The following is a 26,953-nucleotide window of genomic DNA, read 5'->3' as shown; positions in this document are numbered from 1 at the left end:
CGGACTGCTATGGATATCACCCCTAAGAAGTTAGATAGACTATACAAAGTGTACTACAAATGTTCGTATATTGAAGGATTGTAGTTAATCTCACCACCTGATACAGATAAAGAAAGGCAGAAAATGCAAGACTTACTATTTGACTTTATATCAAAGTATGTTTCTTTGACAGAAGATGAAAAGAATATCATCATCTCTTTGAACACTTTTCGAACAATCAAAAAAGGTACAATTCTTTTAAATGAAGGACAAAATTCTAATGAATCATACTTTGTATTGAAAGGTTGTATTCGGACTTACTACATTATTGACGGAGTAGAAAAAACAACCGCATTCTATACAGAAATGGAAGTATTGACACCGCATTGTGTTATCAGTAAAGCGCCTTCCGAATATTACATATCTTGTATTGAAGACTCAATAATTATCATTTCAAATCCTGAAATGGAAGTCGAGGTTTTTAATAAATTTCCAAAATTTGAATCACTTTGCAGAATTTTATCGGAGGAGCTTTTAGCTAAACAGCAAATCGATTTTGACAAGTTTAAGACCTCTTCCCCTGAACAACGGTACTTGAACTTATTGCAATCACGACCAGACCTTATTCAACGTGTGCCACAGCATCAATTAGCGAGCTTTTTAGGTATCAAACCCGAATCGTTAAGCAGGTTAAAAGCAAGGATTATAGAGAAAAATAAGGTGTAGGGTTCATTTCTTAACTTAAGTCAACGAGTTATGGCGTCTTGCCAGTCTATCTTTGCATGTCGTTTAACAACTGATAGTATTGATATGCGAAAGAAAACTCTATGGTTCGCCTTGATTTTAATGATGGCAAGCACTCTACAAGTTAAAGCTCAATATGCCAAACAAGACAGTACTTATAAAAAGTATTTTATAGGCAGCACCTTATTTATGCTCGCCAATCTTATACCTGATAATAATCCACCTGAGATGGTTTATCTGAACTTAGGTTACCGCATTACAGGAAAGGATGTAATTTCACTTGAATTTAAAACTTGGAAATATGCCTGGCCCATTGGCATTCCTTTTGGAAAATCATTTGAAGCAGAAGGAGAAGGGTTTCCAGGTTATATTCGCGAATACGGAGTTTCAGTTTCTTATTACAGGTTTTTATGGAAGGGTCTTTATGCACAAGTTGACGTGATGCCTGCTTGGCAAACTTTTGTAAATAATGACCACAATAAGATTGACAATGGCTTCCAAATTTTTAACACGTATTCCATTGGTTATCACATTAAACTTTTCAAGGATAGGTTTTTTATACAACCTTCAATAGCCATAACTCATCGTCCCTATCAATCAAAAATGCCTGATTCGTTTAAACAGGTTGACGATAGATGGTCAAGATTCTTCTTTGGGCAGCCGGGATTGCATTTTGGGTATAATTTCTAGGAATTTTGCGGAGGTTAGGAATTCTATTACTCCTGCCAACGCAACGACCTTTTACGGAGCCCAGACATTTTCAGGTCTGCAGCAATACAGTGGATTTATTTAATGCCCAGTACGCGAACCAATTGGGCCGGATTCTTGCCCTTTTTCAGACCGGAGTACTAGCCTTAAGTACTTCGGCCATCGTCTGACGCAGCCGGTGGTGGGTAAATGCCTGCGCTTTTCCGGCTTTGGCTTTCGCTGCCCCCGGATCCTTGGCCATAGCCAGTACCGTTGGAACGAGTCTTTGCACGTCGGCCTCGCAGTCGAAATTGAATAGCCATTCTTTTAGACCGATATCTTCCCACATCACGCCTTTGCTGCTTTGTTCTACCCATCGCACGACAATGGCTGGGATACCGTTTCCAATGCACATGATTGGGCTGTGCATTTCATTGCCGAACAGCCCCGCGCTGCGCTTGTAAACGCTCACGGCCTCATCCAGAGTCCACAAATGATCGAGCCATACTACTTTTTTCTTGACGTCGTCAGGTAATTTATCCAAAAGCCATTCTTTGCCAATGCCCATTTCCGTTTCGTCTTCATGACATATCAGTACCTTCATCTGCGTTTGTCTGGTGACGGCGATAATCGCCTCTCGAAGCGGAATATGATCATGTTCCTTCATCTCTTCGTTCCGTGCATGCTTGCCGCCATCGAAAGGCCTCTTCTTTAACACATGCAACCAGGTCGGTGTGAAGCGCTGCTTGGGTATGCAGCACAAAAATTTCCCATGTTCAAGGCCATGGGATTTCAAAAAAGCATCGGCCACCTGCTGATTTTGAACGTCCAGTGCGAAAACCGCATCCGGTGAGAATTCCATAATCGGCGCGTGGACGCCATCCTGTTTTGCCTTAACCAAAGAGACTGAATCGCGGAAGTAAACAAAACGTGCTTTGTTGAGCGTCTCCTTTTCACGGGTACCAAATACCCAATGTCCGTAGGTAACGCCATACACGCCGAATGGTTTACCTGTCCGTTTATGAAATGCTTCGGCATCACTCCATGCGACCATAAACGGCCCCGAATTGTGAAGCATAAAATCAGCCGATGCAATGGCCGCTTCCAGTTCGGGTGAAGAAGCCTTGCCATCGGGATCAAGTTTTCCCTGCACGATACGGAGCTTGGGAAAACGTTTCATAAGCATGGAAACTTCCTGCTCGGGCAGATATTCGTAATACGGCCAAAATGTAATCTGGGCATCAGGCAGGTATTTTTCCAGAAGTACCAGGACACCGGGCGTGTGTGCGATGTCACCGATATTCTCTGTCTGCCAGCCAGACCGCAGCAAAATGTGACGGGATGCCGGCGCGGCATGCAAGAAATTGGCGGGAAAAAGCGCAGCAGCGCCTATGGTACTTGCAGCCGCGATAAATTGTCGGCGAGTTTGATTTGTTGGGATGGACATGGGATTAAAATGGATTATTTCATGCTCTTGACAGCCATGACTTTTTCAATGGATGGCAAAAGAGACCAACAGATACTGCAATTTTTATGGAAATATTATCACCTATTTCAGCGACCACCGGAATGTCCTCAATTCATGCTGGTTGAACTGTGTTTTCAACCCGCCACCTGCCGGTAACAGCTTCTTTTCATTGGTTTCAATATGCGTGGTTTGCCAGATCTCTTTTACCGGCGCCCGAAGCGTAATATGGGTATTGGCCGGTCTGTTTTCCATGTTCCAAAACCGTGTGATCAGCCCATTTGTGATGCCTCCTTCTGCCGGTTTAATGCTCCACAGCAGCAAGCCGGGATGATCATTTGAGAGCAGTGAAAAGGCGACTTGCTCACTTTGCGAACCCGGTCCTGTAACAGCTGCCGCCGTTAATGGGTTTTGGTGCTCCATTGAAAACTTCATGGCTGCAAGTGCATCGAAATCCTGCTGATGCGTCTGTAAAGCAAATTGGTAGAGAAAATCCTTCTGTCCGAACTGATCCGGTATGCCCAACATGGCCGTGTCTTTGAGCGCATCGGTACGCCCGCCGGCCAGCGCATTAAGCTGCGAAGAGGCCGCATCCAGGGAATCGGGGGTACTGTTGCCCAGTTTAAAAAAGCTGCAATCTACATTGGATAAACTCACCCCGTAGCCGCTTTCGCTCATATCGGCAAAATGATTGAAGGTCAGCCAGTCGTAACGGGCATTCTGGCTTGCATAGTGGCCGCCATTTTTGTCCGTTTTGGCAGTCAATACCGACCCCAGCTCTTCATGCCGCGTGGTGGGCTGCTTCAAAGCAAAGGAAAAAGCCCAGGTTTTAAGGTCTTTATAATTAGCCTGAATGCTGTCTTCAATCTCGATTCTTGGGCTATCTTTGAACAAAGTCACTCGCACCGTGTGAGGGATTGGGTTGCCGGAAACTGCCTTCCACGTTACTGAAACCGGCCCTGCGTTTTCAATGACCAGTGGATTACCTTCATCGATAGCCGTCGTCCCCAGATCGTTCAGATATTTCCCGTTAATGACTTTTACCAACTGTCGGCTGGCCGCAAGACTGTCAATCAACTCGGTAATGACACCTGACTTTCGCAAACGGATTCGATAATGCGCATTAGCAAGATAATCCCCCGAAAGCGTGGCTGCTGCCGGAAACCGCTTTCCTGCTCCTTGTCTGATCTCAAATACCTTATAACCAACAGATGGCACATTTTCGGCCCGGATGCGCAGATACTTTCTACCGCCTTTTAAAACCAATTGACTAGGCACTTCTCCATTCGTTTGAAGGTCAATAACCCTAGCGGGGAATGCTCCATCATATTGAAGATCGGCAACGTCATTTCGGGCCCAGTTCAGGGGATTAAACACATAAAAACGGGAGTTGGCTGTTTGCCTTAGCTGCTTGCCGAGTGCATCGCTTGCCTGTTGAAAAAGAGAGTCTGAATAAGCTGTAATGCGCTGCTGCATTTTGATCTGCCACTGGGCCCGCTGCTTTTGCGAAACCGGGCCGTCGGCGGTCCAGTCATGCTCCCAATAAAGGCCAAACGCCTCCCAGGCTGCATTTCTGACCTTATCCAGATTTTGGCCAAAGTTTCTGTCGCGTAATGAAACAATGGAAGCCAGCGCTTCGGCGGTCCGCAATTTCTCGGTGGCTCGCCTGACACGTGCCGTCGTTTCGTTCATCGAAACGCTATACGTGTCCCATTCGTTGCCGTAGCTCAGCGATTCCGAAGGGAGTTTAGGATAATGTTTGGCTATGTCCTCAAAAAAATCTTCCTCGTTGGAAACCCGTACTTTTATCCGGGCAGTTGTGCTGCTTTTTGCCGCATTGATAAACTGGGGTGAGACGAAAGAACTCAGATCGTCCCAGCCATAACCAAATGCACCAGCCACGTCGAACGGGTATTTTTTCTTTCCTGCCGAATCAACCATTGCAGACAGTAGCTTGATGCTCTGCCGCAGCTCATTATCCACACTTTTGGGCTTTTGATCTAACCGGGTTTCGGCATATCCGCCCAGCGAAGTATTGCTTCCCGTCAGATCATACCATTTCATGATCACTCCACTCCCATCCAGGCCGTTATATTTGTATAGCTGGTGTTTTCTGCCTGTAAAACTGCTTTTGGACATTCTGCTGGCGCATCCACAAATCCCTTTCCAGCTAAATTTCGCCCCCGAGCCTGCCCACAAAGTACTCAATCCGAGTGGCATCGTCTGGTTTTCCATACAAACGGCCAACGGAAAACGGACTCCAAAGCTTCGCTCCATCTTGCCTGCATCGAACATCCCGCGGATGACGGCTTCGGTCGGCTGTGCGCCATAAGTGCTAACCAGGGAGTTGAGCGGTACACTGATATGCCGGGAGCGGATGGCCCTTACCAGCCGGTCAAATTGTGATGGCGAGCGGTATTTTTGATATGCCTTTACCCAAAAACTACCATCACAGTTAAACCTCGCCTGATAGTCTTGCGCCTCGTTTTTAGTAGAATGGATCTGGTCCAGATAATAATCCAGCATGTGTACAAATGCCGAATCGTATTGCGCTTCGTCCCCTGTCCACATGTAGTCGGTGTGATCGTCGTTGGCGATGTAAAGCCGCTTGGGCGCTTGCTGGCCGTGACCCTGACCAATAAACAGCAGCATAATGGTACTAAGTAAATAGATTTTCATGTTCGGGTCCGGAGAGAAATGGTAAACTATTGAACTTCTGTAACCTTGCCGCCAACTGTAAATGTCTCGCCAACGCCCAGCTTCTCTGCCAGGTAATAGGCCACAAAATTGAAGGGCACAATGTTGTGCAGCACAGAAAAATTCTCTTCTGTCTCCGCTTCTTCAACGGTCAGCACGAAAGCGCCTGCCCGGCGGATCGTCTCGCTGAGCTTTGCAGTCCTTTCATAAGCATTGCCTTTGGCCATAATCTGGATGACAATGCTGTCTTTGGCCGTTTCCTTCGGGCCGTGATCGTATTGTGCCATCGGCAGGCCATTGAAATTGAGCTTTGTACTTTCACTCAAAATCAACGCAGCCTGAAACGCCGTTGCGATGTTCGGGCCGCTGCCGGTGATATAGATTCCATGAATATGGCCGCTGGTAAGCTTGTCATGAATCTCGTCGGCCATTGATTTCCCCTGCTGTTGATAATGCGCCATTTTAGCCGCCAGCACCTGTACGGCCGCGGACGGATCAAGGCCAAGTCCCCTGAAAAGGACCAGCAGGGTATTGATATAGGTTTTAGAAGACGAATATTGCTCCGGACCGGCGCCGATCTCAGCCACACGCTCTACATTTTCTGCCTGCGCCAATGCATTTTCGGCATAGTTGGTGATGGCGATGTACCGCTCAAAAAGCCGACTGCACCACAGGGCTTCGCTGCTCTTGCCAGACTGTGAGAGAATGACTGCCAAAGGCTGTTTTTGGGCACCGGAGAGGTAATGATAATACTCCGATGCCATCTCGGGTTCAACGGGGAAGCCCATGTATTTGAATGCCAGAGGGGCAAAATAGGATGAGCCCATTCCAAGGTATTTGACATGCAAAGGCATCTCAGCAACGGGCTTTGTCAAGAGTTGAAGAGCCTTTTGTGGAATTTCCAGAATTTCAGAAAGCATGGGATTCATCGCGTTGTACTTTGGTTTCATGGGACAATAGTAAGGCGGCCACTATGGCCACGCCGATGCCGGTGAATTCCACATAGGAAACCGATTCGGCTAAGAATAATATGGCTAAAAGAATCGTAAAAACCGGTTGCAAAGCACCAGCGATTGTAGTCACCTGCGAAGCTTTACCTTCGGCCCGGTAGGCCGCAAAACTGCACAGTACGCCCAGACCATTCAAGGTCCCGGCAAGCGACCCGAGCCAGAAGGTTTGTTGGGTAAAAGAAAAATCGACCTGGCCGCCCATAACAAAGAGCATTGAAAGTACTACCGAACTGACAATAAAGGCACCATAGGCCCATTCGGCTGAAATGTAGTTGGTCGTGATCTTTTGTGTCGCGCTGAAAATGCCCCAAAAGAACAAGGCGACCATTGAATAAAACATCCAGGGATCCAGCCCGAATTGCCTGAAAAACAGGGCCGGATTTTCAAAGAGCATCGACTGGCCCGATAAAAGTACTACCGCCGGAATCGCCAGCAGAATGCCGGCTGCGTTGACCCAGTTGAGTTTTTCCTTGAAAAAAATCAGTGCAAACATGATCGTTACCAGCGGGTAAAGGTTTGTCACCGGAATGACGATCGCTGCAAGCCCTCCGCTGGTGAATGACTTAAAAACTGCGACGTTACCGATCACCGCAAACACGCCCGAAAGTAACCCCCAGAGAATCCCTTTACGGTTTGCTTCCTGCTTTTTCAATTTTCTAAAGATCACGGGGATGGTCGCCAGCATACCTGCTGTGAACAGAAAATGATTCGTGTAGGGATTCACATTTTCGGAAATGAGCTTTGCCACCACACCCCATACGCCCCAGCAAAGCGCTGCTGCAATGGAATAAAAGATCCAGTTATTGTTTTTTTCTGTCATGGTTTGAAAAGTAATGCGGCGCCCAGTATACCAGCCTGCTCTTCGAGCTCAGACAGCACAATTTTTGTATGGTAGCCTTTGTAGGGGCCAAGTAATCCGGGCTCATGCAGGGAGGCCAGCCTGTTCTTCAATCCTTTTGCAACGCCCCCACCCAGAATGATGACATCCGGAGCATATATATTGATGTAGTTGGCAATGCCTGATCGCAGGTAGGCGGTTACCTGGTTGATGATATCAACTGCCGGCTTGTGTCCTGCCAGCGCAGCGTTGAATATTTGTTCACAATCCCCAGGCGATTCAGACAAGTTTTGCTGATCATACACCCTGGCGGCAAGCGCGGTGATGCCACTGGCGGAAACAAGCGCTTCCAGGCATCCGGTTTTGCCGCAATAGCAGGTCACATCGCTGGTGGCGACTTTCATATGCCCGGCCATATGGGCGAAGGGTAACCTGCCGTCGAGCGCCTGCCCGACGACCCCCCCCACTCCCACACCTGTACCAAGCGTGAGCATCAGCACGCGCTCATAATCTTTGCCGATTCCATAAACGGCCTCGCCCAGTGCCACCAACCGGGCATCGTTATCGATACGGCAAAATATTTGATGCTTTTTTTCTATGATTGCAGCCAGGGGGTAATCTTCCATGAATTCGAGAAACCCGTAGGTCGAGTCCACTGTTCCGTTCTCAAAAACAAACCCTGAAACACCGATGCCGACACCGGCAAGTTGCAGCCCTGCCGGAAGCTCACCGGCCAGGATATTGATGTTGTCATGAAGGCTTGTTTCGAAAGCGCTGGCAGACTTCTTCTTGGTATCAAATACAAGCATCCGTAACACTTCGCCCGTGTGAAGGTTCACAAGTCCCATTTTGGTACGGGTGCCTCCGATGTCAATCCCTATTGCAGCTGTTTTCAATGTGTTTGATATTAAAAGGTTACCCGGAATGTCTGAATTTGGTGGGGTCGGAACCGGGTCGGCAAACTGCCGTTTTTAGGATCTAGCTTTTGTTGGTCTGTCTCAATATGGCTGGTTTGCCAGGCGCTCCTGATTTGCTTGTCAAATGCAATCGTGGATTCGGCAGCAATGGGATTTATATTCCAGAAGCGCGTCACAAGCCCGCTCTGAATACCTTCCTCGCTGGGCTTAATACTCCACAGCAGCAAGCCGGGATCATCGGTCCGGAGAAGACTGTAAACCGTTTCGGGATAAAGTGATGTCGCGCCAGTCACCAGGCCTGTTACCAGCGGGTTTTGATGTTCGAGGGCAAAACGCATTGCCTGCAATGCATCAAATCCTTCCTGATGGGTCGATAACGCGAATTGGTATAAAAAACCACGCTCACCGTGCTGGTTGGCAATGCCCAGCACACCCTTGTCTTCCCGCTTGGTATCGACCCTGCCGCCTGCCAGTGCGCTGAGTTGGGAGGAAGTTTCGTGTAATGAATCGACGGTGCTTTTACCTAACTTAAAAAAGCTGCAATCGACATTGGAAAGCGTCACGCCGTAGTCCTTTTCGCTCATATCGGCAAAGTGGTTGAAAGTTTGCCAGTCCAGTCTTGCATTTTGAGATGCATAGTGGCCTTGCCTGGTTTCGAGTTTGGCAGTCAAAACGGCACCAAGCTCTTCATGGCGGGTGGTTTGATTATTCAGATCAAATGAAAACGCCCAAGTCTTCACATCTTTGAAGTTGACCTGAATGCTATCCTGTATGTCAATACGCGGACTGTCCTTGAATAGGGTCAACCGAACGGTGTGCGGAACAGGATCATTGGACACCGCCTTCACTGTAACCGAAACGGGCCCGGCGTTTTCAATCATCAATGGGTTTCCTTGCCGCTTATCTGAGCTGCCCAAATCGTTCAGGTAGCGGTTGTCCGTCTTTCGAACCAGCTGCCTGCCACCAGCCAGGCTATCATACAACTCAGTAATAGCCCCCGACCGGCTCAGGCGCAAGCGGTACCTTGAATTGCTGATGTATTCGCCACTGACTTTCACCGCATCCGGCGCCGGCTTTGGTGTGCCTGGCCTGATTTCATAAACCTTATACCCTACCGAGGGAATGCCCTCCGCCTTGATACGCAGGTACTTTTTATTTCCCCGCCACACTAGCTGGCTAATGACTTCTTTACGGAGAGCCAGATCGTTAACTATTACTTTTTCGGAACCCGCGTACTCAAAATCAGCGATGTCGTCCCGTGTCCAGTTCAATGGATTGAAGACGTAAAACCGCTGATTGCGACCTTTCTTGATCTGATGGCCCAAATTTGAAACAGACCGGTTATACAAGGAGTCGGTGTACGACGAAAGCTGTTGCTGGACCTTGATTTGCCAGTCGGCGCGCACGGGCTGCCTGACAGGCCCATCAGCCGTCCAGTTATGTTCCCAGTACATGCCAAGTGATTGCCAGGCGAGGTTTTTAGCAGGCTCCAGATCAGCGAAAAGAGCTGGTTTGTTCAAAGCTACCAGTGAGGAAAGCGCCTCGGCCGCCCGCAATTTTTCAACCGATCGGCGTACCCTTGCCGTCGTCTCGTTCATCGATGCGCAGTACAGGTCCCATTCATTTCCGTAACTGACCGACTCTGACGGGATATTAGGATACGTTTTTGATATATCCTCAAAAAAATCAATTTCATTCGACAAACGCACTTTACGGTTAGCGGTGGTTTCACTGCGTGCCGCGTCCAGGAAGGGCTTGCTGGTGAAATTATCCAGGTCGTCGTGCCCGTAGCCAAATGCCCCGGCTACGTTGTAAGGGTACCTGGAAGTAGGAGAAATAGTATCACACAATGCATCCAAATGACCGATCAGGCGTTTAAGGTCACCCAATTTATCGTCAGACTTGATTGCCAACCTGCATTCTGCATAGCCGCCAAATGATATCCTTTTATTGTTTTCAGTAAAGTTATACCACTTCATAAGCACGCTGCTTGAATCGGGTCCAGTGAAATGGTAAAGCTGGTGCCGGCGGTTTTCACGGCTTTCGTAGGTCATTTGGCTACCGTAGCCTCCTATCCCTTTCCAGCTGTATTTGGCGCCCGATCCCGCCCAAAGGGAGCTCAATCCGAGCGGGATGGTATTATTTTCCATGGCTTCGGCCAATGTGAACCGTAATTTGAACGCTCGTTCCAGTTGACCGGCGTAGTACATACCCCGGATCACGGCTTCCGTCGGTTGGGCACCGTAAGTGCTTACAAGCGTGTTGAGCGGGCTTCCGATATGACCCGATCTGATCGCAGCAATGAGTCTGCCAAACTGCGCGGCCGACCTGTATTTCTGATAAGCCCTGATCCAGTAACTGCCATCGCAATTGAACCGCGCCTGAAAGTCTGGCGGGTTGTTGCGGGTTGAATCGATCTGGTCCAGATGGTAATCCAGCATATGAACGAAGGCACTGTCATAGGTCGCCTCGTCGGCCGTCCACATGTAGTCAGTGTGGTCGTCATTGGCCAGGTACAGCCTTTTTACGGGCTGTCCCTGGACGGCAACGCTTGCGAGAAGAAATAAAAATTGCAGTCTGAAATATTTCACGAATCTGTTGTTTTGACCTCCCACCAGTTAATTATAAAGCGGATTTTGGATTAATAGCGAATTCCTGTTGATCTCATCGAGCTTAATGGGAAGAAAATAGGCCCTATCACTCCAAGCGCGGTCCCGGACGCTGACAAAAGAATATTCCGGTTTGCTTTTCCCTTTTTTGTACCGGATATCTACGCCCTGCACATTCGTCGAAAATACCTTCGGAGCGATCATCCAGCGGCGAATGTCAAAGTAGCGCTGGTCTTCATACATCAACTCTATCTTCCGCTCGTGCCTGAGGTCTTCGCGTAGCGCCGCACCTGAGGAGCTGATAGGAGGTAAACCTGCCCGGCGACGCACGATATTGACGTATTTCTGAGCTTCCGCGGTTTCACCCAGCTCACTACAAGCTTCTGCATAGCTGAGCAGCACTTCGGTATAGCGGATAAACCGCCAGGGGAGATCCTGCTTCAAAAATTGTGTATTGACCGTCGGGTCAATGAACTTTCGTAAATAATAGCCGGTATAGGTACCGTCTTCTTTTGCCGCAAAGGAGCTGTTGCGTGTGTCAAGCCCGCCAAGAAATGAACCGTCCGCTTGCTGATAATAGCCCACCTGGATTACTCCAACAGGGTCGAGCGTTTGTGCGCCTGTCTGGCGGGTTTGCCACTTGGCGCCCTCGAAGAGAATGTTGGCATAAAAACGCGGTTCTCTGTTCACATAAGGATCGGCTTTGTGGACCGGGTTATTCCAGTCGAAGGCGCTGCCGTCTTTCATCTGAAATTCGTCGACAAATTGACTGGTCGGCGTATTGCCACCATAGCCAAAGTAGCCGTTCGGATTGTTGTAGCGGCCCGGATTGTATCCTTCGCCGGAATTTTGAACAAAGAACCGCACGAAAATATCCTCGCTGGTTTCTTTCGAAAGGAAAATCTGCTCATAGTTCTTCGCGACATCATCCGAAGCGCCGGGCTCCTTCTTGTAAAGATCATATACATTCAGATCTATAACAGCTTTGGCAGCATTCTTTGCTTTTTGCCACCTTTCGGCGCGGTTTCCGCCTACATAGCCGATAAACTCAGGATGCGCGTAGCTGCCTGCCCAGCTGGACTGACTGTGATAAAGGTCGCTGGCCGCATACAGGAGCACCCTTGCTTTCAGTGCGAGCGCGGCGCCTTTTGTCGCACGGCCTTTATCAGCACCTGCATGAGTATCGGGCAGTAGTCCGGCTGCCTTATCACAGTCGTCGGCTATAAACCGGATGCTCTCCTCAAAGGAGTTTCTCGGCACAAGCGGATCTTCATTGAGGCCATATGCCTTCGTAATGATGGGCACGCCTCCATACATCAGCAGCAGATTATGGTAATGATAGGCCCGAAGAAACAGGACTTCGCCTGTGAGCCTTTTTTTCAACGCCTCATTGTCATACGTATGCTTTTCCGCTTCCTGCAAAAACAAGTTACAGGCCCTGACACTCTTGTAAACCCAATCCCATGACATTTTCCAGGCACGCGGATGCACCCCGCTCAGGCCGAAATTGGGATCAAAAACCGAGTAATCACTGGGCGTAATGAGCGACTTGGTCACGTTGCTGCTGCCACCGTCAAAAGTCAGGATCGATTCATCGGAAAGGGAGGCCATCATCAGCTCGGTGAAGCCGTGCGGCAGATTATTGTAGATATTGTTGACAAATGTCTGCATCAACGCCAGATCATTCCAGACTGCATCACCACTGTATTCATTAAGCGGTTTTTTGTCCAAAAAATCATCATTACAGCTGCTGAAAGGGAGCAATGTCATTATCAGAGCCAAGGCATATAAAGTCTTTTTCATGTTCTGGGACCATTAAAATGTGAAGGAAACACCACCATTCAATACACGCTGAACCGGATAGCTGGAACCTGTGCTGTTATCCGATTCGGGATCGAAATCTCTCAGATCCGGTGAGTAAGTCAGCAGGTTATAGCCGCTGACGAAAAATCTCAGCGAACTCATCCGCACCTTGTTCAACAGCCTGGACGGGACATTGTAGGCCAGCTGCACGGTTTTAAGCCGCACATAGTCGGTGTTTCTGATAAATTGCGTGTTACCCTGGGTACGCCAGTATTCCTGAGAGCGATTAAATGCACGCGGCTCTTTTGAATCAGGGTTGGCCTCAGTCCAGCGGTTGTTGTAAAAATCCTGTAAAAAGTTTCCACTATCGCCAGAATAAGTATCAATATAACGGATAGCCCCAGTGGCGCCCTGGATTAAAATGGTCAGGTCAAAAGGACCGTAGGAAAGGTCCAGGTTGGTGCCTGCAGTAAATCTTGGAATATTAGTCTTATCATGTCTCACACGGTCATTGCCGTTGATTACCCCGTCATCGTTTACGTCTTTGAAAATCACATCACCAGGCCTGGCCCCCGTCCAGTGCGGGTAAGCGTCCACTCCTGCCTGATTTTTGAATATGCCGATGGCTTGATAATAAAGGTCATTGTCGGGGAAAGCAGGATTGCTCGGGATCGGCTTTCCGGTGGACTGCTGCCACTCGGGCCGTCCGGGAGATTCATCCCAAAAAGTGATCTTGTTTCTGGAATAGCTTCCATTAAAAGACACATTGTATTTGAATTTCTGAATCTGGCTTCGGTAACCAACATTGAACTCAAATCCGGAATTGCTGACCTTTCCAATGTTTTCCCGTGGCAAGGTCAGGCCGGTGGATGAGGGAACGGAGGCATTGCGCTGCCACAGGATCTGCGAGCGTTTGTTATTGAAGTAGTCAAATTCGACGTAAAGCTTGTTTTTGAACATGCCGGCCTCAAATCCGATATTAGCCTGATTGGCAACTTCCCAGGTGACGTTTTCATTGGGGATCCGGGTTTCACGGAGCAACTTATTTTCCTGCGTGACGCCAAGCACGTAGGTGGTGGAATTGTAGCCGTATGAGGACAGGTACTGCCACTCGTCTATGCGGTCATTGCCGGTCTGGCCCCAGGAGGCCCTTACTTTCAGATCGTTAGCCCACGATACGTTGTTTTTCCAGAATGGCTCCTCGGATAGACGGTAACCTGCTGATATTCCGGGAAAGAAGCCATATCTGCCACTTTTCGGAAAAATATATGATCCATCGTATCGCCAGACAAATTCCAGCAGCAGCTTTTCGGAAAGGTTGTAATTAACTCTTCCGAAATAGTTCAGACGAGCGTTCTCGTAGGCGGAGCCGGTATTATCCTTGTTGATATCTCCGCCGGCGAAGAGCTGATCCAGACTGGTAGAGACAAAATAGCGTCTGAATGCAGAGAAGCTGTTACCCTGCCCTTCCCGCGATTCGATCCCCGCCATGACCTTAATGGCGTGTTTTCCAATATTTTTTCCATAGGTCAAAATACCGTTGAGCAGCACATTCTGGTTATCCTCAGCCCATTGTTGCAGCCGCGGGTCGTCAAAACCTTTCTTTCCCCTGACCAGCAGCGGCTTGCCATTAGCATCGTAGGTACTTCCATCCCACGAATACAAGTACCAGGGTGTTTGCCAGTTTTTGCGAAAGCGGAAGGTCTTATCAAAACTGGCGTTCCCGCTGAATGCCAGGCCGGTAACGAACGGGATCTTGACGTCAACCCGCAGGTTACTGTTAAAAACATACTGCTTGTCCCTGTCATAGCCGGTAGCATCGGTGCTGGTAACGGCCGGGTTATTGCCCTGCTCCACGTCGGGGCCGGGTGTACCGTCTGGCCAATAAGCATGTTTCCCTGGATCAGAGCGCATCAATCCGGAGAAAATATTACCACTCCCCTGCGTGGGCAAATTTCGGTTTTCGATCCGGCCCGACACGTCAAATCGCACGCTGATGTGATCGGAAATAGTGCCGTCGATGTTACTTCGAAAATCGAATTGCCTGTATTTGGTTGAGCTTTTATAATAGTAACCGTCCTGAAATTTAGACCCGAGGTTCATGAAATAACGAATCTTTTCGGTGCCTCCTGTCACGGTCGCATTGAGGTTGTTTTGCCTTGAACGAGGTTTTAATACTGCTTTAAACCAATCGGTATTCGGATGTCCCCACGGGTCGGAACCATCCCTGAATTTCTGGATTTCATCAGCACTGTACCGCTGCTGACGGTTGTTGTAAACGTCTATTTCGTTGAGCATCGTAGCATACTCACTCGAACTGGCCATTTTTGGTAGTCTTGTAGGCTGGTTAAATCCATCGCTGTAATTGAAACTGATTTCAGGCTTACCGACTTTCCCCCGTTTGGTAGTAATCAAAATCACGCCATTCGCTGCCTGTGATCCATATATCGCTGCCGAGGCGTCTTTTAAGACCGTCAGACTTTCAATGGTGTTGGGGTCAATCCGGTCCAGAGAACGGCCAGGTATGCCGTCGACAATGACCAGCGGGTTATTGTTTCCGAGCGAATTGGTGCCGCGTATCCTGATTTCCGAACCGTCCCTGCCTGGTTCTCCGCTACGCTGCACAGCAGTGACGCCCGGTAATCTTCCCACCAGCGCATTACTGACATTGACAGCGGGCGTTTTCACGATTTCTGAACCTTTCACTGAAACGATAGAACCCGTGATGGTGGCCCGTTCCTGGGTGCCGTAACCAACCACCAGCACTTCTTCGAGCGATTTCTGGTCGACCTTTAAACTAACGTCCAGCTGTGTACGTTTGTTGATCTCAATTTCTTGCGCGATATACCCAACGAAGCTAAACACGAGTGTCTCGGTGCCTAAGGGAACTTCCAGAGCGTAGTTGCCTTCCGTATCGGTGATGGTTCCCTGCTGTGAGCCCTTGATCACTACACTGACGCCTGGCAGCGACTCATTCTTTTCGGCATCGGCCACCCTACCCCGGACCATCATCTGTCGAACCTGAACGCTGGCAAGCGGATCTTGCTTCAACACGTACGACTGCTGCCGGGCTATCGATACCGACGCATTGGGCTGAGTAAGGCGTTGGACCTGGTAGCTGATCTCTTTGACGAATTTTTTCTTTGTAATAATGTAGCCGCCATTGCGCGTTTTTTTGGGTTCCAGGCCAAATGGTTTTAGGATCCGGTTCAGATTGTTTTCCAGCGATGCGCTCCATTCCACTGCCTGGGCAGGTGCGGTACGGCCTTCAACAAGCTGATCCAGGAAAATGATGTCTGTTTTATAGTGTTCTTTGAGGGATTGGATCAAATCTTTGAGCGGTTTCTCCGCCGGTTTGGAAATGTCTGGCTGCTTTGCGGTGGTCTGGACAAACGCAAGGCCCTGGGCCATAGCCGCAGGCACGACACACGACAAGAGCGCGAAGAGAAGCATTGGTAGTCGACTTTTCATAATACTTGGTGTTTAATAGGAGTAAGTGGGAGAATTAACCTGAATGCGGTTGCCCGAGCGGATATAGGTCAGCGATGATGCATCCATGAGGATTTCCAGCAGTTCATCCGCATTGTGAGCGGTAAATGATCCTGATACGGTCCACTTGCCCAGTTCTGGGTCAGGGATTACCAGGTCGAGTCCGTAGGTATCCTTAAAAAGCAGTGAAATCTCCGTAAGGCTGGTGTTCTCAAAAACAAACCGGTTGTCGCGCCAGGCCGACAGACTTTCCGGGTTACGAACCTTTTGTAACAGGGCGCTACCGCGGCTGTCGAATTTCACCAGTTCACCAGGCTTCATCATGATTGCTTTGGAGGTAGGCCCCTCTTTGTAGCGAAGCTGGACCTTGCCCCGGTTCAAGACCACTTTTCCACCGACGCCCCGGTTGTAAACGGCGAACTCCGTCCCGAGCACAAGCACCTCAAAGTTTTGATCCGTCTTGACCACAAAGGGTTTGTGATCCCAGGTGTGCTTGACAGAAAAAACCGCTTCGCCATGCAGTATGACCTCACGCCGGGCGGCAATAAACCCAAACCGCGGGACTGCAATCGACGAGTTAGCATTTAATGTAACGGAGCTACCATCCGGCAAGGCAACCTGCCGTGTTTCGCCATAATGTGTGTGATAAGTTTTGTTAAGGATCCTGTTTCGCGACTGCCATGCCAGTAGCGTCATTAAAACAATTGCGGCGGCGGCTTTCCAGGGTAATTGCGAGAAAATCCTTGTCGGCGAGCTGCTTCTTGCGCGTAAGACGCCGCGCCCGGGCGCCATCGCTTCGGACATACGCTGGGCGTGACGCGCCATCGCCTGTTCCACATCGGTGAGGTATTGGGGCTGATAGCTTTCCCAGGCGTGCAGCCATTCGTAGAACTGCTCCCGGTGCTCGGGGTCCTTTGCCCATTGGTCGACGATCTGTCGTTGAATTGGTGAAACCTGTCCGGAAAAATAGCTGAACAGCAATTCCTGTGTGATTTGTGTTTTCATGGTTTGTTGATTTATGTCAGAAGCCACCCAATGCCTGCCAGGCCAGGAAGATTACCAATAACGGCCACCTTCTTTTCACCCATTCGCGGACGTGGTGAATCGCACGGTACATGTGTACTTCGACAGTCCTGGTCGACAAGTTCAGCTCTGCGGCAATCTCCGCATACCTTTTGCCTTCGAACCGGTGCATCAGATAAACCTGTCTGCGTTTGACCGGCATGGCATGGATCGCCTTCTCTACATCGTGGTACAATTCTTCATACTGGGCAATCGTGTCGGGCTGCTGGTCGGCACGCATGGGTAGCCATTCCGCGCGGTCCAGCGAAGCGCTTCGTCCCATTTCCTGTCGTACGTAATCAAAAGCCCGGTTGCGTACGGCAGTGTACAGAAATGCGCGATACGAAACTTCGATAGTCTGAAACAGTTGTCGGGAGTGAAATTCGTAGAAAAGGTCTGAAACGATATCTTCGGCGATTTGCTTTGATGAAACAAACCTGACGGCGTGGCTGCAAAGGGGCTGATAATATTGCTGAAACAGAATCGACATACCAAGGGCCTGGTCGCCGGCAAACGCGCGCCTGATCAATAGTTCCGGATCCGAGTTCCTGGAAGCAAGCTCTTTCTTGCTGTCATCATCCATGGCCACCGGCCCGGCAGGCGGCTCGCCTCCCGGTTGAAAATACAACTGTTTAACCTGACCCATACCTGTGCAGTGAGAAGTTGATAAGAGACTTTTTGAGTGCTTTAAACAGAGACGTTTGGCGAAGGCAAAACACTTATGTCCCTTTCAAATTGTTCGTGCTTGGCCAGAGCACGGCGGATGTATTATTGCATTTTTCCCCTTAAACGGGCCATTCAGGCATTTTTCCCGTCTGCTGCGTTGATATTTTTTAAACGTCCATGATCAGCACCTGCCCGCCAGGTGATCTAACAGCTGCAGTTGGAAATTACCGGCAAATCAGCCGGGGACGCAAACACCGCAGGCCGGCTTACACTAAGCCGGCCATGCGTAAAAGAAGATGACATGATTGACGGATAGAGACGTGACTTTCACCTCAACGCCCAATGCTAGTATTCAAAAAAATCCAGGTCTTTTCCATGCGTCTCGCGACTGCTGAGCACAGAATATATCCCGATGACAAAACAGATTACGCCCACCGCTGCGCCTGCTCCCGTTACGGAAAAAAGGCCTTTAAAGAATCCAAAGGAAGTGGTCATCAGAACAACCATTCCCCTGACCATGTTGGGGATCGTCGTAGCCGCGGTCGCTCTCAGGTTAGTACCGAACTGCTCGGCCCCGATGGTTACAAACATGGCCCAATAGCCAATTCCAAAACCCAGAAGCAACATCGTTCCGTAATGCATGTTAACAGTTTGCAAGCCACCGAATAAATAAAATGCACTCGCAAAAAGGGTCAACAGCATCAGTAGCAATACGGCCTTTCGCCGCGAACCGAGCCACTGGCTGATGAACCCGCTCGCAATATCGCCGGCCGACAGACCAACGTAGCACCACATGATCGAAAGTCCGGGCTGGATGGCTGGCTGAATGCCAAGAGCGTCACCAAATTCATTGCTGAAAGTGGCCAGAATGCCTATCACAAACCAGGTAGGCAGTCCTATTCCAATACATCGCAGATAGCGTCCAAGCCGATCCGCATTGGTAAACAAGGAGAAAAAATTGCCTTTCCGGATATGCTGATGTTCTTTCAGATTCTGAAAAACACCTGATTCAAATACACCTACCCGTAAAAGTAGCAGGCCAATACCCATCCCGCCTCCAACCAGGTACGCCGTGCGCCAATCAAACCATTCGGCCGTAAAGTAGGCAAATACAGCTCCAAGCAAGCCAATGCCTGCTACCAGTGATGTGCCAATGGCGCGCAGTTTGCTGGGTAGAATTTCCGAAACCAGCGTAATGCCCGCGCCTAGTTCTCCTGCCAGGCCAATACCGGCAATAAAACGCAGGAGTTTATACGCAACAGGGCCCTGGACAAATCCGCATGCGATATTGGCCAGCGAGTAAGTCAGGATAGAACCAAACAGCACGGTCAGGCGGCCTTTTTTATCACCCAAGACTCCCCAAAGAATGCCTCCGAGCAGCAGGCCCGTCATCTGCCAGTTCAGGATTGCTGCCCCTACCTCTGAGACCTCGGATTTACTTAACCCAAGGTCGTTCAGACTCGGAATCCTTACAATACCAAAAAGTAATAGATCATAAATATCGACAAAATAACCCAGCGCAGCCACGATAACCGGCACGCTGAAAAGGTGTTGTAAATTCGTTTTAGGCATCATCCCGTCACTTTTGCTACAAGCCTGGTGCGGTCCTGATAAATACCTGCAACCTTATCCATATTTTTTTTGAGTTGGGCTTTTGCCTTGCCATAGTCCTTCCAAACTCCCCGCAATCGCTGGGTCACCTGCTCTGCTGTGGTGTCGTCTATTTCAAAAACCCAGTCATCAAAGCCCAGATCATAATACATCTGGCCCTTGATCGTGTCTTCGGGTTGACGCAGGTAAAAGCATGGTGTACCATTTGCGGCGGCAATAATCGGTGAATGGCATTCCAGGCTCAGCACGGTATGCGCTTTGGCATAAACCGATGCTGCCTCATCAGGTAGCCAGTATCCACGTTTCACCACAAACGGCTTGACGTCAGCAGGCAGCGGGTCGATGAGCAGCTCATCCATAATTTCTACCTCGTAGGTCATTTCAGGACAGACCAGCACCTTATTGCCCGTCTCACGCACCCAGGCAATCATGGCTTGCCGAAGCTTGGCATGATCTATTTCCTTGTACTTTTCGTTGGTCTCTTCTACCTGCTTAATCTTTTCGGCGCTCCACCCATTGTTGTTCGCATTGAACTTATGATATGGCGTATAACGCAGGCGCGGCACGGCGCAGATAAACTTTCTGTCCTCCAATCCATTTTCCTTTAAGAAAGCAGCAGCTTTCTGGTCATTCCGGATATGGATAAAAAACGTCGCATCCGGGGCAAACTTCACGTGTTCGCCTTCAATTCCTACCTTTTTCAAATGGTCGATAGACTTGGTTTCCCGTGTAAAGATGAAGGAGGCTTTCTTTAAAATTTCCTGATGGTAAGGGCTCGGATTTTCGAGCGTGGCCCCATAAATACCGAAAGGCTTGCTGGTATGCTTCATCCAGCTCGCCAGGTTATCGGCCCCCACCAGCAGCGGGCCCGAGCCGTGGATCATCACGTCTGCCTTCGCAAATGCCTCGGTAATTTCGGGGTTCTCCACATCTTTTTCCTTTGTGACGCCACCATAAATGATTTTCACCTTTGGAAAATTGTCGTTAAGCAGTTTCTTGACTTCTGCTCCATTGCTTCTTTTCCAAAGTATAATCGTTGACTGCGGCATATAAGTCTCCAATACATGCAGCAGCCCTGGCGTATGACCAATATCACCGATGTTCACATCCTGCCAGCCTGATACCAGCAAAATAGTTGGATTGGCTTTCCGGGCGGCCTTGGCAAGCAATGGAGTAAGCATTGAGCCAGCTGCAAGCAAACCGGCCTGATTGATAAAATGTCTGCGATTCATATGAATTTCTTGTATTTTAAGGAGATGGCTGCCAGCAGCCATCGTCCGTTGAGCTCTTTCAGTTCGTATAATTAATGATTTCAGTATCCCGGATTTTGGGTCAGTTTTGGATTGGAATCCCGATCACTTTGGGGAATCGGCAACAATACATGGAATGGCTGGATCGTAGGATTGCGGCCAAAGCTGGTTTCAGCTTTAACGGCGTCCAGCAGCCGTCCGGTACGCACCAGATCAAATCGCCGGCTGCCTTCAAAAACCAGTTCTAATCTGCGTTCGAGCCACACCGCTTCTTTGAATGCCTGGTAGGTCAGGCCGGTCAACTTATCCAGCCCTGCGCGCTGTCTCACTTTGTTTAATGCCGCATATGCCTCGGGTGTCGGGGCACTACTGACTTCATTGAGGGCTTCTGCATACATCAGTAACACGTCCGCATAACGGAGAATAGGGACACTGGTACCCTCTCCCGGATTGGTCTTCGCTGTTTTGTCCCACAATTTTTGAAAAGCAACAGCCTTTGTGGGGTCTGGGTTATCAATCGAGAGGTTTGTCGTCGCTCCATTGAATACAAACGATGTAAGGAAAGTGACGGCTTTGCGCTTGTCTGCGGCAGAATAGGCGTTGAAAAGGCTGGCCGTGGGCCGCGCAATACCAGCCCCACCGCCCGGGTAAATGGGTGCCGACCGCACACCAAATCCCCTGCCTAGGTTGTGCCCTCTTATATCGGTGAGATATTGTATTTCGATGATATTTTCCTTTCCGCCACGTGCGGTTAAAGCAAAAGCATCACTAAAATTTTCATACAAATCATATACACCTGAGTCGATTACTTCTTTTGCTTTTGCAACTGCTTGCGCCCAATAAGGAGAACCATTGGTCGATCCGGCGCGGGTCAGGTACACCTTTGCCAGCATTCCCTTGGCAGCCCCTTGCGTCATCCTCCCCGATTCGGACACAGGATAGGTCTTTGGCAGCACAGCCTCCGCTTCTTTTAAGTCAGCTTCTATTTGCTCGTAAACCTTCTCCATGGGATCCCGTTCTACATTAAGTCCGTCAAGAGAAACGGTTTCGCTGGTGACCAGAGGAACATCTCCGTATAGTCGCACGAGGTTGAAATAGTGTAATGCCCGCAAAACCTTCGCCTCAGCGATATAACGGCTTTTCAATCCCTCGTCCATAGGGATGTCCTTCAAGCGGTTTATCACAATATTGGACCGGTTAATAGCGATATAAGCAGGCGCAAATGAACTAATGATCGTGTTGGTGGACACCAGGTTATAGCGCCACAACAAGGGCCTGTCAGCCGCCCCGGTCAAAAATGGAATGGCGTCATCGGTCGAGGTCATATCAAGACTTTGATCGATCGGTGCGTTCATCACTGCATAAGCCGCACCCAAGGCCGCTTCGGCATCTTCGGCGGTTTTAAAGAAGGTCACATCGGTCAGGTTCGCAACCGGACCCAGGTCGAGCTGCTCTTCGCAAGACAGAGTCAGCAAAGAAAGGACTGCAATGAGGTACTTTTTCATATAGTTTTGCTATTAAAATCGAAGATTAAGACCGACAAGCAGGGTTTTTGCCGTAGGATAAGCACCGTAATCCAGTCCCTGGCTCAGCGAGGAAGATCCAAATCTGTTGACCTCAGGATCATAACCGGTGTAGTTTGTAAAAGTGAACAGGTTTTGAGCTGTCACATAAATCTTTGCCGATCCAATCGACAAGCGGTCCAGCATGCTTTTAGGCAGGTTGTACCCCAGCGAGATATTCTTTACCCGCAAATATGCCCCATCCTCAACTTGAAAGTCAGAAAGAATGCGTGCGCCACCTCCCGCATTGGCACGCGGAATGGTCGTGCTGGGGTTATCCGGTGTCCACCGGTCGAGCGCGCGTGCGGATTGGTTGTTACCTCCCGTCAGGTTAACCAGGTCAAACGTGCCGTAATTAAGAATGCTGTTACCCGAGACACCTTGCAGGAAGATATTAAGGTCAAACCCTTTGAAGGAAAATGTGTTGTTAAGCCCGCCGAACAGCTTCGGATTAGCGTTGCCAATCACAGCACGGTCGACATCGTTAACGATCCCGTCTCCATTAAGGTCCTTGTAACGCAAATCGCCTGGCTTGGCATTTTTCTGCGCAGACGCATCCACCTCAGCCTGGGATTGAAAAATACCATCGGTCACCCGGCCATAGAAGTTACCCAGCGGGCTGCCAACACGCAATAGAATCGGGTTTACCGCGGTCGCAAAAATCAACGCATCAGTCCCCGCGGTAAATTCCTGCCGACCATCAAGGGTAAGGATTTTGTTTTGATTAAAAGTCAGGTTAAAGTCCGACGTCCATCGGAAACCCGCCTGCCCAGCCTTGCTGATATTGATGGTAGTCAAAGAAAGCTCAATCCCTTTATTCTGAACACTCCCGATGTTTTTCAATGTCGAGGTAAAACCCGAGGAAGTAGGAACAGTCACATCAAAAAGAAGGTCGGAGGTTTTCTTGATATAATAGTCGGCTGTAAGTTGAATGCGGTTATTAAGCATACCGACGTCAACACCCACATCAAATTGCGCGTTGCGTTCCCAGCGGAGGTCGGGATTAGCGATGCCGGCCGTAGTGGCTCCGGAATTCAGCACGCCGCCCAGCACATATGGGTAGTTTGTGATGTTGGCCAGGAACCGGTAATTACCGATTTCCTGATTTCCTGATAAACCATAGCTGACGCGCAGCTTGGTGTCGGAAAACAGTGTTTGGCTCTTCATCCACTTTTCATTCGCTACTTTCCAGGCGATCGCCCCCGAAGGAAAGAAACCAAATTTGTTGCTGGTCCCAAAACGAGAGGAACCGTCCCGCCGCCCGGTTAGCGTGAATAAAAACCGGTCGTCGAAACCATAGTTCACCCTTGCCAGATACGACAGCAGTCGCCATTCGCTGGCCCCCGATCGTGGCGCAACAAGCGAAGATCCGGCAGACAGGTTATTAAAAGATGAAAAATCATTTGGGAATGTGTTGGCACTGGCCGTTACATTCTCGGTTGTAAGCCCCTGAGTAGTGTAACCGAGCAACGCATTAAACGAATGGCGTTCCGATAATTTTCGGGAATAGTTAAGCGTATTTTCGTTGAGCCATCCTACGCTTTGAGTAGCGCTCACAGAGGCGGTCCCCCCCGTGCTAGCGCCAGCCAATGACAACCTCGTGCTGTAATTATTGCCCTTCGATGCTTGTAGATCTGCTCCGAAACTTACACGCAAATTGAGCCCCTCTACAATCTTGTAGTCTACATACGAGTTTGCCAGAATGCGAAAAAGAGCATTTTGCGCCGTAATTTCATTGGCAATTGCCACAGGGTTGTCTACCGAATACCCATTGAGCGTGCCCAGGTTTTTGTAATAAGTCCCGTCATTGTTGAAGACTGGAAAGGTAGGTGCATAGCTCAGCGAGGCACTAGTCACACCTCCTCCTGCATTTCCGTCTACCTCGGTTCTTGCATTGTTCCCTTTCGTATAGGCGCCAAGCAGGCTCACTCCCACGCGGACTCTTGATGAAATATCATTGTCCAGATTCGCCCGCAGGGTGTACCGTTTGAAATAAGAGTTCAACACAATGCCCTTCTGATCGTAATAACCAAAGGAAACCGCATACCGCGTCTTTTCCGAACCGCCCGAAACACCCAGCTGATGGTTTTGAATCGGGGCATTTTGAAGCACTTCGTCCTGCCAGTCGGTGCCAGCTCCCAATGTAGCGGGAAGGGGCCGGTCAGCACTGCTTCCGTCGAAATAGGGTTTTCCTCCATTGTTAGTCTGTGCTTCATTGACAAATTCAGCGAATTGGCGTGCATTAAGCAGCGGTATCTTGCGCCGAACCGACTGGCTGCCGTAATACATGTCGTAAGTTATGACCGTCTGACCCGCTTTACCTCTCTTGGTAGTCACCAACACGACCCCATTCGACCCACGGGAACCGTAAATCGCTGTCGCACTGGCATCTTTCAGTATCTCGATCGACTCGATGTCATTCGGGTTAATGGAATTCAAACCCGTTGTCGGAAACCCGTCGATGACATACAAGGGATCATTGCTCGCATTGACAGAGCCTGAACCCCGGATCCGGATGGTGGCTTCTCCCCCTGGCCTGGCGGAGTTTTGTACTACCTGCACGCCGGTGGCCCGTCCCTGCAATGCGCGGTCAAACGAAACGATCGGTGTAGCTTTAATGTCTGTTTCTCCGACTTTGGCTACCGCACCGGTCACATCCGACTTCTTGACAGTTCCGTAGCCTACCACTACCACTTCATTCAATGATTTATCGTCGGATACCATATTGATATCCACAACAGACCGATTACCGAGGGCGACTTCCTGGGACTGGTAACCTACAAAAGAGAAGATCAGCACTACATTGTTGTCGCCGGGCACTTCCAGCCGGTACACGCCGCCAGGGTCTGTCGTTGTGCCGCGTTGCGTGCCTTTCACTACCACACTGACGCCCGGCAGGCCGCTTCCGGACTCATCCTTGACGGTTCCCGTAACAATCTGGTCGGCAAGCGCCGTGCCAGTGGCTTCCTCTCGCATGCTTTGTCCTGTGCTATTGTCCTTCAATAGCGCAATCTGCTTGCCGGTTACCTCGAAACGAATGTGTAGCGGATGAAAAAGCTCCTCTAATACCACTTTAAGACTGGCGGAACGCGCTTCCAGCTTGACCCGCTGATTGAGCGGAATTTCATTAGGGTTAAAGACAAACCGTACTCCGGCCGTTTGTTCCAGCCGGTGAAGCGCGTCTTTTAAAATGATGGTCTGAGAATTTAAGGTTACTCGCTGGTCAAGTATTTCCTGCCCTATTGCGTCGTGCGCATAGGTAACGCCGACCATCAGGATGGTCAGCAGCAGCTGGGAAACCGAGAATCGCATAAGCGCACGAACTAGCCGGTGTTGATTGTAATAAAATCGCATAATCCATAAGGTTTTTCTCATGGATGGCGTGCACTTCCGATAGATACTGTTTTTTTCAGTAATATTTTAAGAAAAAATATACCTATCGTCTGATAATCTTGATTATCAGCTTATTGGCAGCCGACGCTATGAATTACGATCTGACCGTCGACGATTTCATAAGAGGATCTGGTAACGGTACAGATTAGTTTCAACTGAGAAAAGAGCGATTCACCCGAAAGGTCGGCTGTCATGTAACAGTTATCCATTGTCAGGCGATCGAAGACTACATTTAAACCGTAAGTCGCTTCCAGCTGCGTAAACACTTCCGCGATGGGTGTGTTTTCAAATTTAAATGCATTCGGCTCTACCATGGTCAGCGCGGTGGGCTGCGCTACAACGCTTTTGACTAAATGACCTTCCAGGGTTGCGTAAGAAACCTGCTGATTAGCTGTGAGAATGACACCCGGACGCTCCTTTTGTTTGCTCTTGCGGGCTGTCTCGACATCAGTCAGTCGATAAACGGAAACACGTCCCGATTTCACCTCCACTTTGGCCTGGGAGGCGCCTTCAATTGCGCTGACCATAAAACTGGTGCCCAGCACCTGCGTCGAAACGGTGCTGGTATAAACCCAGAATGGTTTTTTAGGATTTCTTGCAATAGTAAAAAAAGCCTTACCCTGAAGATAAATCTCTCTGCTATCACCCTGAAAATGTGCCGGATACCGGATTGTACTGTTCGGATATAAATCCACGATGCTGCCATCCTCCAATGTGATCCTTTGCGGCGTTGCGGAAGTATTGGTCATCTTCTGCGCATTGTCGACGAGTGCCGGATTGATCTGCCGTAGCCGGGAGATCACCTGCTGGTCGGAATTCTTAAAAAAGCGGACACCAAAATATGCAAAACTCACCAGGAGCAATATCGAAGCGGCAACCCGAAATGTGGTTTTGCGCCATAGGCTCACAGTCCGGGCTGGCCGCTGCCGGACAACATGATCCACAATCCCCTGCAATGTTTCGCCGGAAACGGCCGAATCCTGCTCTTCAAGCGCTTCCAGGAATGCACGCGCTACCTGTATCTTTTCCCGTTTATCCGGATTGGCAGCCACCCAGTTTTCCCAAAATTGCTCAGCTGTCGGATCGCGCAGGATTACCCATTGCCTGAAAAGCCCGTCACGGGAGAGTTCGTCAATCGTTAATGCCCTGTAATCGGTTTGCATAGCGTCGT

The 26,953-nt window shown here is 49.4% G+C and carries 17 protein-coding genes; 2 read left to right on the top strand and 15 right to left on the bottom strand.

The window, feature by feature from the left end; translation table 11 throughout:
- The first annotated feature begins 123 nt into the window (after window positions 1-123).
- Window positions 124-705 carry a Crp/Fnr family transcriptional regulator gene (locus LZD49_RS04620; RefSeq protein ID WP_234666148.1) on the top strand — a complete coding sequence of 194 codons (582 nt, stop codon included), beginning with the start codon at window positions 124-126 and terminating at the stop codon, window positions 703-705.
- Between the two features lie 84 nt (window positions 706-789).
- Window positions 790-1,413: a hypothetical protein gene (locus LZD49_RS04615; RefSeq protein WP_234666147.1), complete on the top strand. Its 624-nt coding sequence runs from the start codon at window positions 790-792 to the stop codon at window positions 1,411-1,413.
- Window positions 1,414-1,558: 145 nt separating this feature from the next.
- Here LZD49_RS04615 and LZD49_RS04610 read toward each other — a convergent pair whose 3' ends face one another.
- From LZD49_RS04610 to LZD49_RS04540, 15 genes are all read right to left on the bottom strand, one after another.
- Window positions 1,559-2,857, bottom strand: coding sequence for a polysaccharide pyruvyl transferase family protein (locus LZD49_RS04610; RefSeq protein ID WP_234666146.1), 1,299 nt, complete (start codon window positions 2,855-2,857; stop codon window positions 1,559-1,561).
- A 102-nt stretch (window positions 2,858-2,959) separates the two neighbouring features.
- On the bottom strand, window positions 2,960-5,554 hold the full coding sequence (locus LZD49_RS04605) for a glycosyl hydrolase-related protein (RefSeq protein ID WP_234666145.1): 2,595 nt from the start codon (window positions 5,552-5,554) through the stop codon (window positions 2,960-2,962).
- 26 nt (window positions 5,555-5,580) lie between these two features.
- Window positions 5,581-6,522, bottom strand: coding sequence for an SIS domain-containing protein (locus tag LZD49_RS04600; protein ID WP_234666144.1), 942 nt, complete (start codon window positions 6,520-6,522; stop codon window positions 5,581-5,583).
- Complete coding sequence (locus tag LZD49_RS04595; protein ID WP_234666143.1) at window positions 6,482-7,402, bottom strand: DMT family transporter; 921 nt, start codon at window positions 7,400-7,402, stop codon at window positions 6,482-6,484. Before LZD49_RS04595 ends, LZD49_RS04600 begins: the two co-directional genes overlap by 41 nt.
- Window positions 7,399-8,316: an ROK family protein gene (locus LZD49_RS04590; protein ID WP_234666142.1), complete on the bottom strand. Its 918-nt coding sequence runs from the start codon at window positions 8,314-8,316 to the stop codon at window positions 7,399-7,401. Before LZD49_RS04590 ends, LZD49_RS04595 begins: the two co-directional genes overlap by 4 nt.
- An 11-nt stretch (window positions 8,317-8,327) precedes the next feature.
- Window positions 8,328-10,928, bottom strand: coding sequence for a glycosyl hydrolase-related protein (locus LZD49_RS04585; RefSeq protein ID WP_234666141.1), 2,601 nt, complete (start codon window positions 10,926-10,928; stop codon window positions 8,328-8,330).
- Between the two features lie 27 nt (window positions 10,929-10,955).
- Entirely contained in the window at window positions 10,956-12,749 is a 1,794-nt protein-coding gene (locus LZD49_RS04580) for a RagB/SusD family nutrient uptake outer membrane protein (RefSeq protein WP_234666140.1), read from the bottom strand.
- 12 nt (window positions 12,750-12,761) lie between these two features.
- Entirely contained in the window at window positions 12,762-16,220 is a 3,459-nt protein-coding gene (locus tag LZD49_RS04575) for a SusC/RagA family TonB-linked outer membrane protein (RefSeq protein ID WP_234666139.1), read from the bottom strand.
- Window positions 16,221-16,232: 12 nt separating this feature from the next.
- Window positions 16,233-17,243: a FecR domain-containing protein gene (locus tag LZD49_RS04570; RefSeq protein ID WP_234666138.1), complete on the bottom strand. Its 1,011-nt coding sequence runs from the start codon at window positions 17,241-17,243 to the stop codon at window positions 16,233-16,235.
- Window positions 17,244-17,259: 16 nt separating this feature from the next.
- Window positions 17,260-17,946 carry an RNA polymerase sigma-70 factor gene (locus LZD49_RS04565; protein WP_234666137.1) on the bottom strand — a complete coding sequence of 229 codons (687 nt, stop codon included), beginning with the start codon at window positions 17,944-17,946 and terminating at the stop codon, window positions 17,260-17,262.
- 365 nt (window positions 17,947-18,311) lie between these two features.
- Window positions 18,312-19,541 carry an MFS transporter gene (locus tag LZD49_RS04560; protein ID WP_409021294.1) on the bottom strand — a complete coding sequence of 410 codons (1,230 nt, stop codon included), beginning with the start codon at window positions 19,539-19,541 and terminating at the stop codon, window positions 18,312-18,314.
- Window positions 19,538-20,809, bottom strand: a complete 1,272-nt coding sequence (locus LZD49_RS04555; protein ID WP_234666136.1) for a polysaccharide pyruvyl transferase family protein — start codon at window positions 20,807-20,809, stop codon at window positions 19,538-19,540. Before LZD49_RS04555 ends, LZD49_RS04560 begins: the two co-directional genes overlap by 4 nt.
- Window positions 20,810-20,889: 80 nt before the next feature.
- Window positions 20,890-22,332, bottom strand: a complete 1,443-nt coding sequence (locus LZD49_RS04550) for a RagB/SusD family nutrient uptake outer membrane protein (protein WP_234666135.1) — start codon at window positions 22,330-22,332, stop codon at window positions 20,890-20,892.
- Window positions 22,333-22,344: 12 nt separating this feature from the next.
- Window positions 22,345-25,743 carry a TonB-dependent receptor gene (locus tag LZD49_RS04545; protein ID WP_234666134.1) on the bottom strand — a complete coding sequence of 1,133 codons (3,399 nt, stop codon included), beginning with the start codon at window positions 25,741-25,743 and terminating at the stop codon, window positions 22,345-22,347.
- Window positions 25,744-25,853: 110 nt separating this feature from the next.
- The gene (locus tag LZD49_RS04540) at window positions 25,854-26,945 is read right to left on the bottom strand and encodes a FecR family protein (RefSeq protein ID WP_234666133.1); all 1,092 of its coding nucleotides are present in this window, start codon (window positions 26,943-26,945) and stop codon (window positions 25,854-25,856) included.
- Window positions 26,946-26,953 lie beyond the last annotated feature (8 nt).

The organism is Dyadobacter sp. CY261 (assembly GCF_021440085.1).
GTDB lineage: Bacteria > Bacteroidota > Bacteroidia > Cytophagales > Spirosomataceae > Dyadobacter.
This window is presented reverse-complemented; position numbering and strand designations above follow the sequence as displayed.

What these genes read in the sequence shown, in the direction of transcription:
- LZD49_RS04550 (WP_234666135.1), bottom strand. Translation starts at nt 22,332, where the DNA reads ATGAAAAAGTACCTCATTGCAGTCCTTTCTTTGCTGACTCTGTCTTGC.
- LZD49_RS04575 (WP_234666139.1), bottom strand. Translation starts at nt 16,220, where the DNA reads ATGAAAAGTCGACTACCAATGCTTCTCTTCGCGCTCTTGTCGTGTGTC.
- LZD49_RS04605 (WP_234666145.1), bottom strand. Translation starts at nt 5,554, where the DNA reads ATGAAAATCTATTTACTTAGTACCATTATGCTGCTGTTTATTGGTCAG.
- LZD49_RS04620 (WP_234666148.1), top strand. Translation starts at nt 124, where the DNA reads ATGCAAGACTTACTATTTGACTTTATATCAAAGTATGTTTCTTTGACA.
- LZD49_RS04555 (WP_234666136.1), bottom strand. Translation starts at nt 20,809, where the DNA reads ATGAATCGCAGACATTTTATCAATCAGGCCGGTTTGCTTGCAGCTGGC.
- LZD49_RS04545 (WP_234666134.1), bottom strand. Translation starts at nt 25,743, where the DNA reads ATGCGATTTTATTACAATCAACACCGGCTAGTTCGTGCGCTTATGCGA.
- LZD49_RS04595 (WP_234666143.1), bottom strand. Translation starts at nt 7,402, where the DNA reads ATGACAGAAAAAAACAATAACTGGATCTTTTATTCCATTGCAGCAGCG.
- LZD49_RS04615 (WP_234666147.1), top strand. Translation starts at nt 790, where the DNA reads ATGCGAAAGAAAACTCTATGGTTCGCCTTGATTTTAATGATGGCAAGC.
- LZD49_RS04565 (WP_234666137.1), bottom strand. Translation starts at nt 17,946, where the DNA reads ATGGGTCAGGTTAAACAGTTGTATTTTCAACCGGGAGGCGAGCCGCCT.
- LZD49_RS04540 (WP_234666133.1), bottom strand. Translation starts at nt 26,945, where the DNA reads ATGCAAACCGATTACAGGGCATTAACGATTGACGAACTCTCCCGTGAC.
- LZD49_RS04610 (WP_234666146.1), bottom strand. Translation starts at nt 2,857, where the DNA reads ATGTCCATCCCAACAAATCAAACTCGCCGACAATTTATCGCGGCTGCA.
- LZD49_RS04560 (WP_409021294.1), bottom strand. Translation starts at nt 19,541, where the DNA reads ATGATGCCTAAAACGAATTTACAACACCTTTTCAGCGTGCCGGTTATC.
- LZD49_RS04580 (WP_234666140.1), bottom strand. Translation starts at nt 12,749, where the DNA reads ATGAAAAAGACTTTATATGCCTTGGCTCTGATAATGACATTGCTCCCT.
- LZD49_RS04570 (WP_234666138.1), bottom strand. Translation starts at nt 17,243, where the DNA reads ATGAAAACACAAATCACACAGGAATTGCTGTTCAGCTATTTTTCCGGA.
- LZD49_RS04600 (WP_234666144.1), bottom strand. Translation starts at nt 6,522, where the DNA reads ATGAAACCAAAGTACAACGCGATGAATCCCATGCTTTCTGAAATTCTG.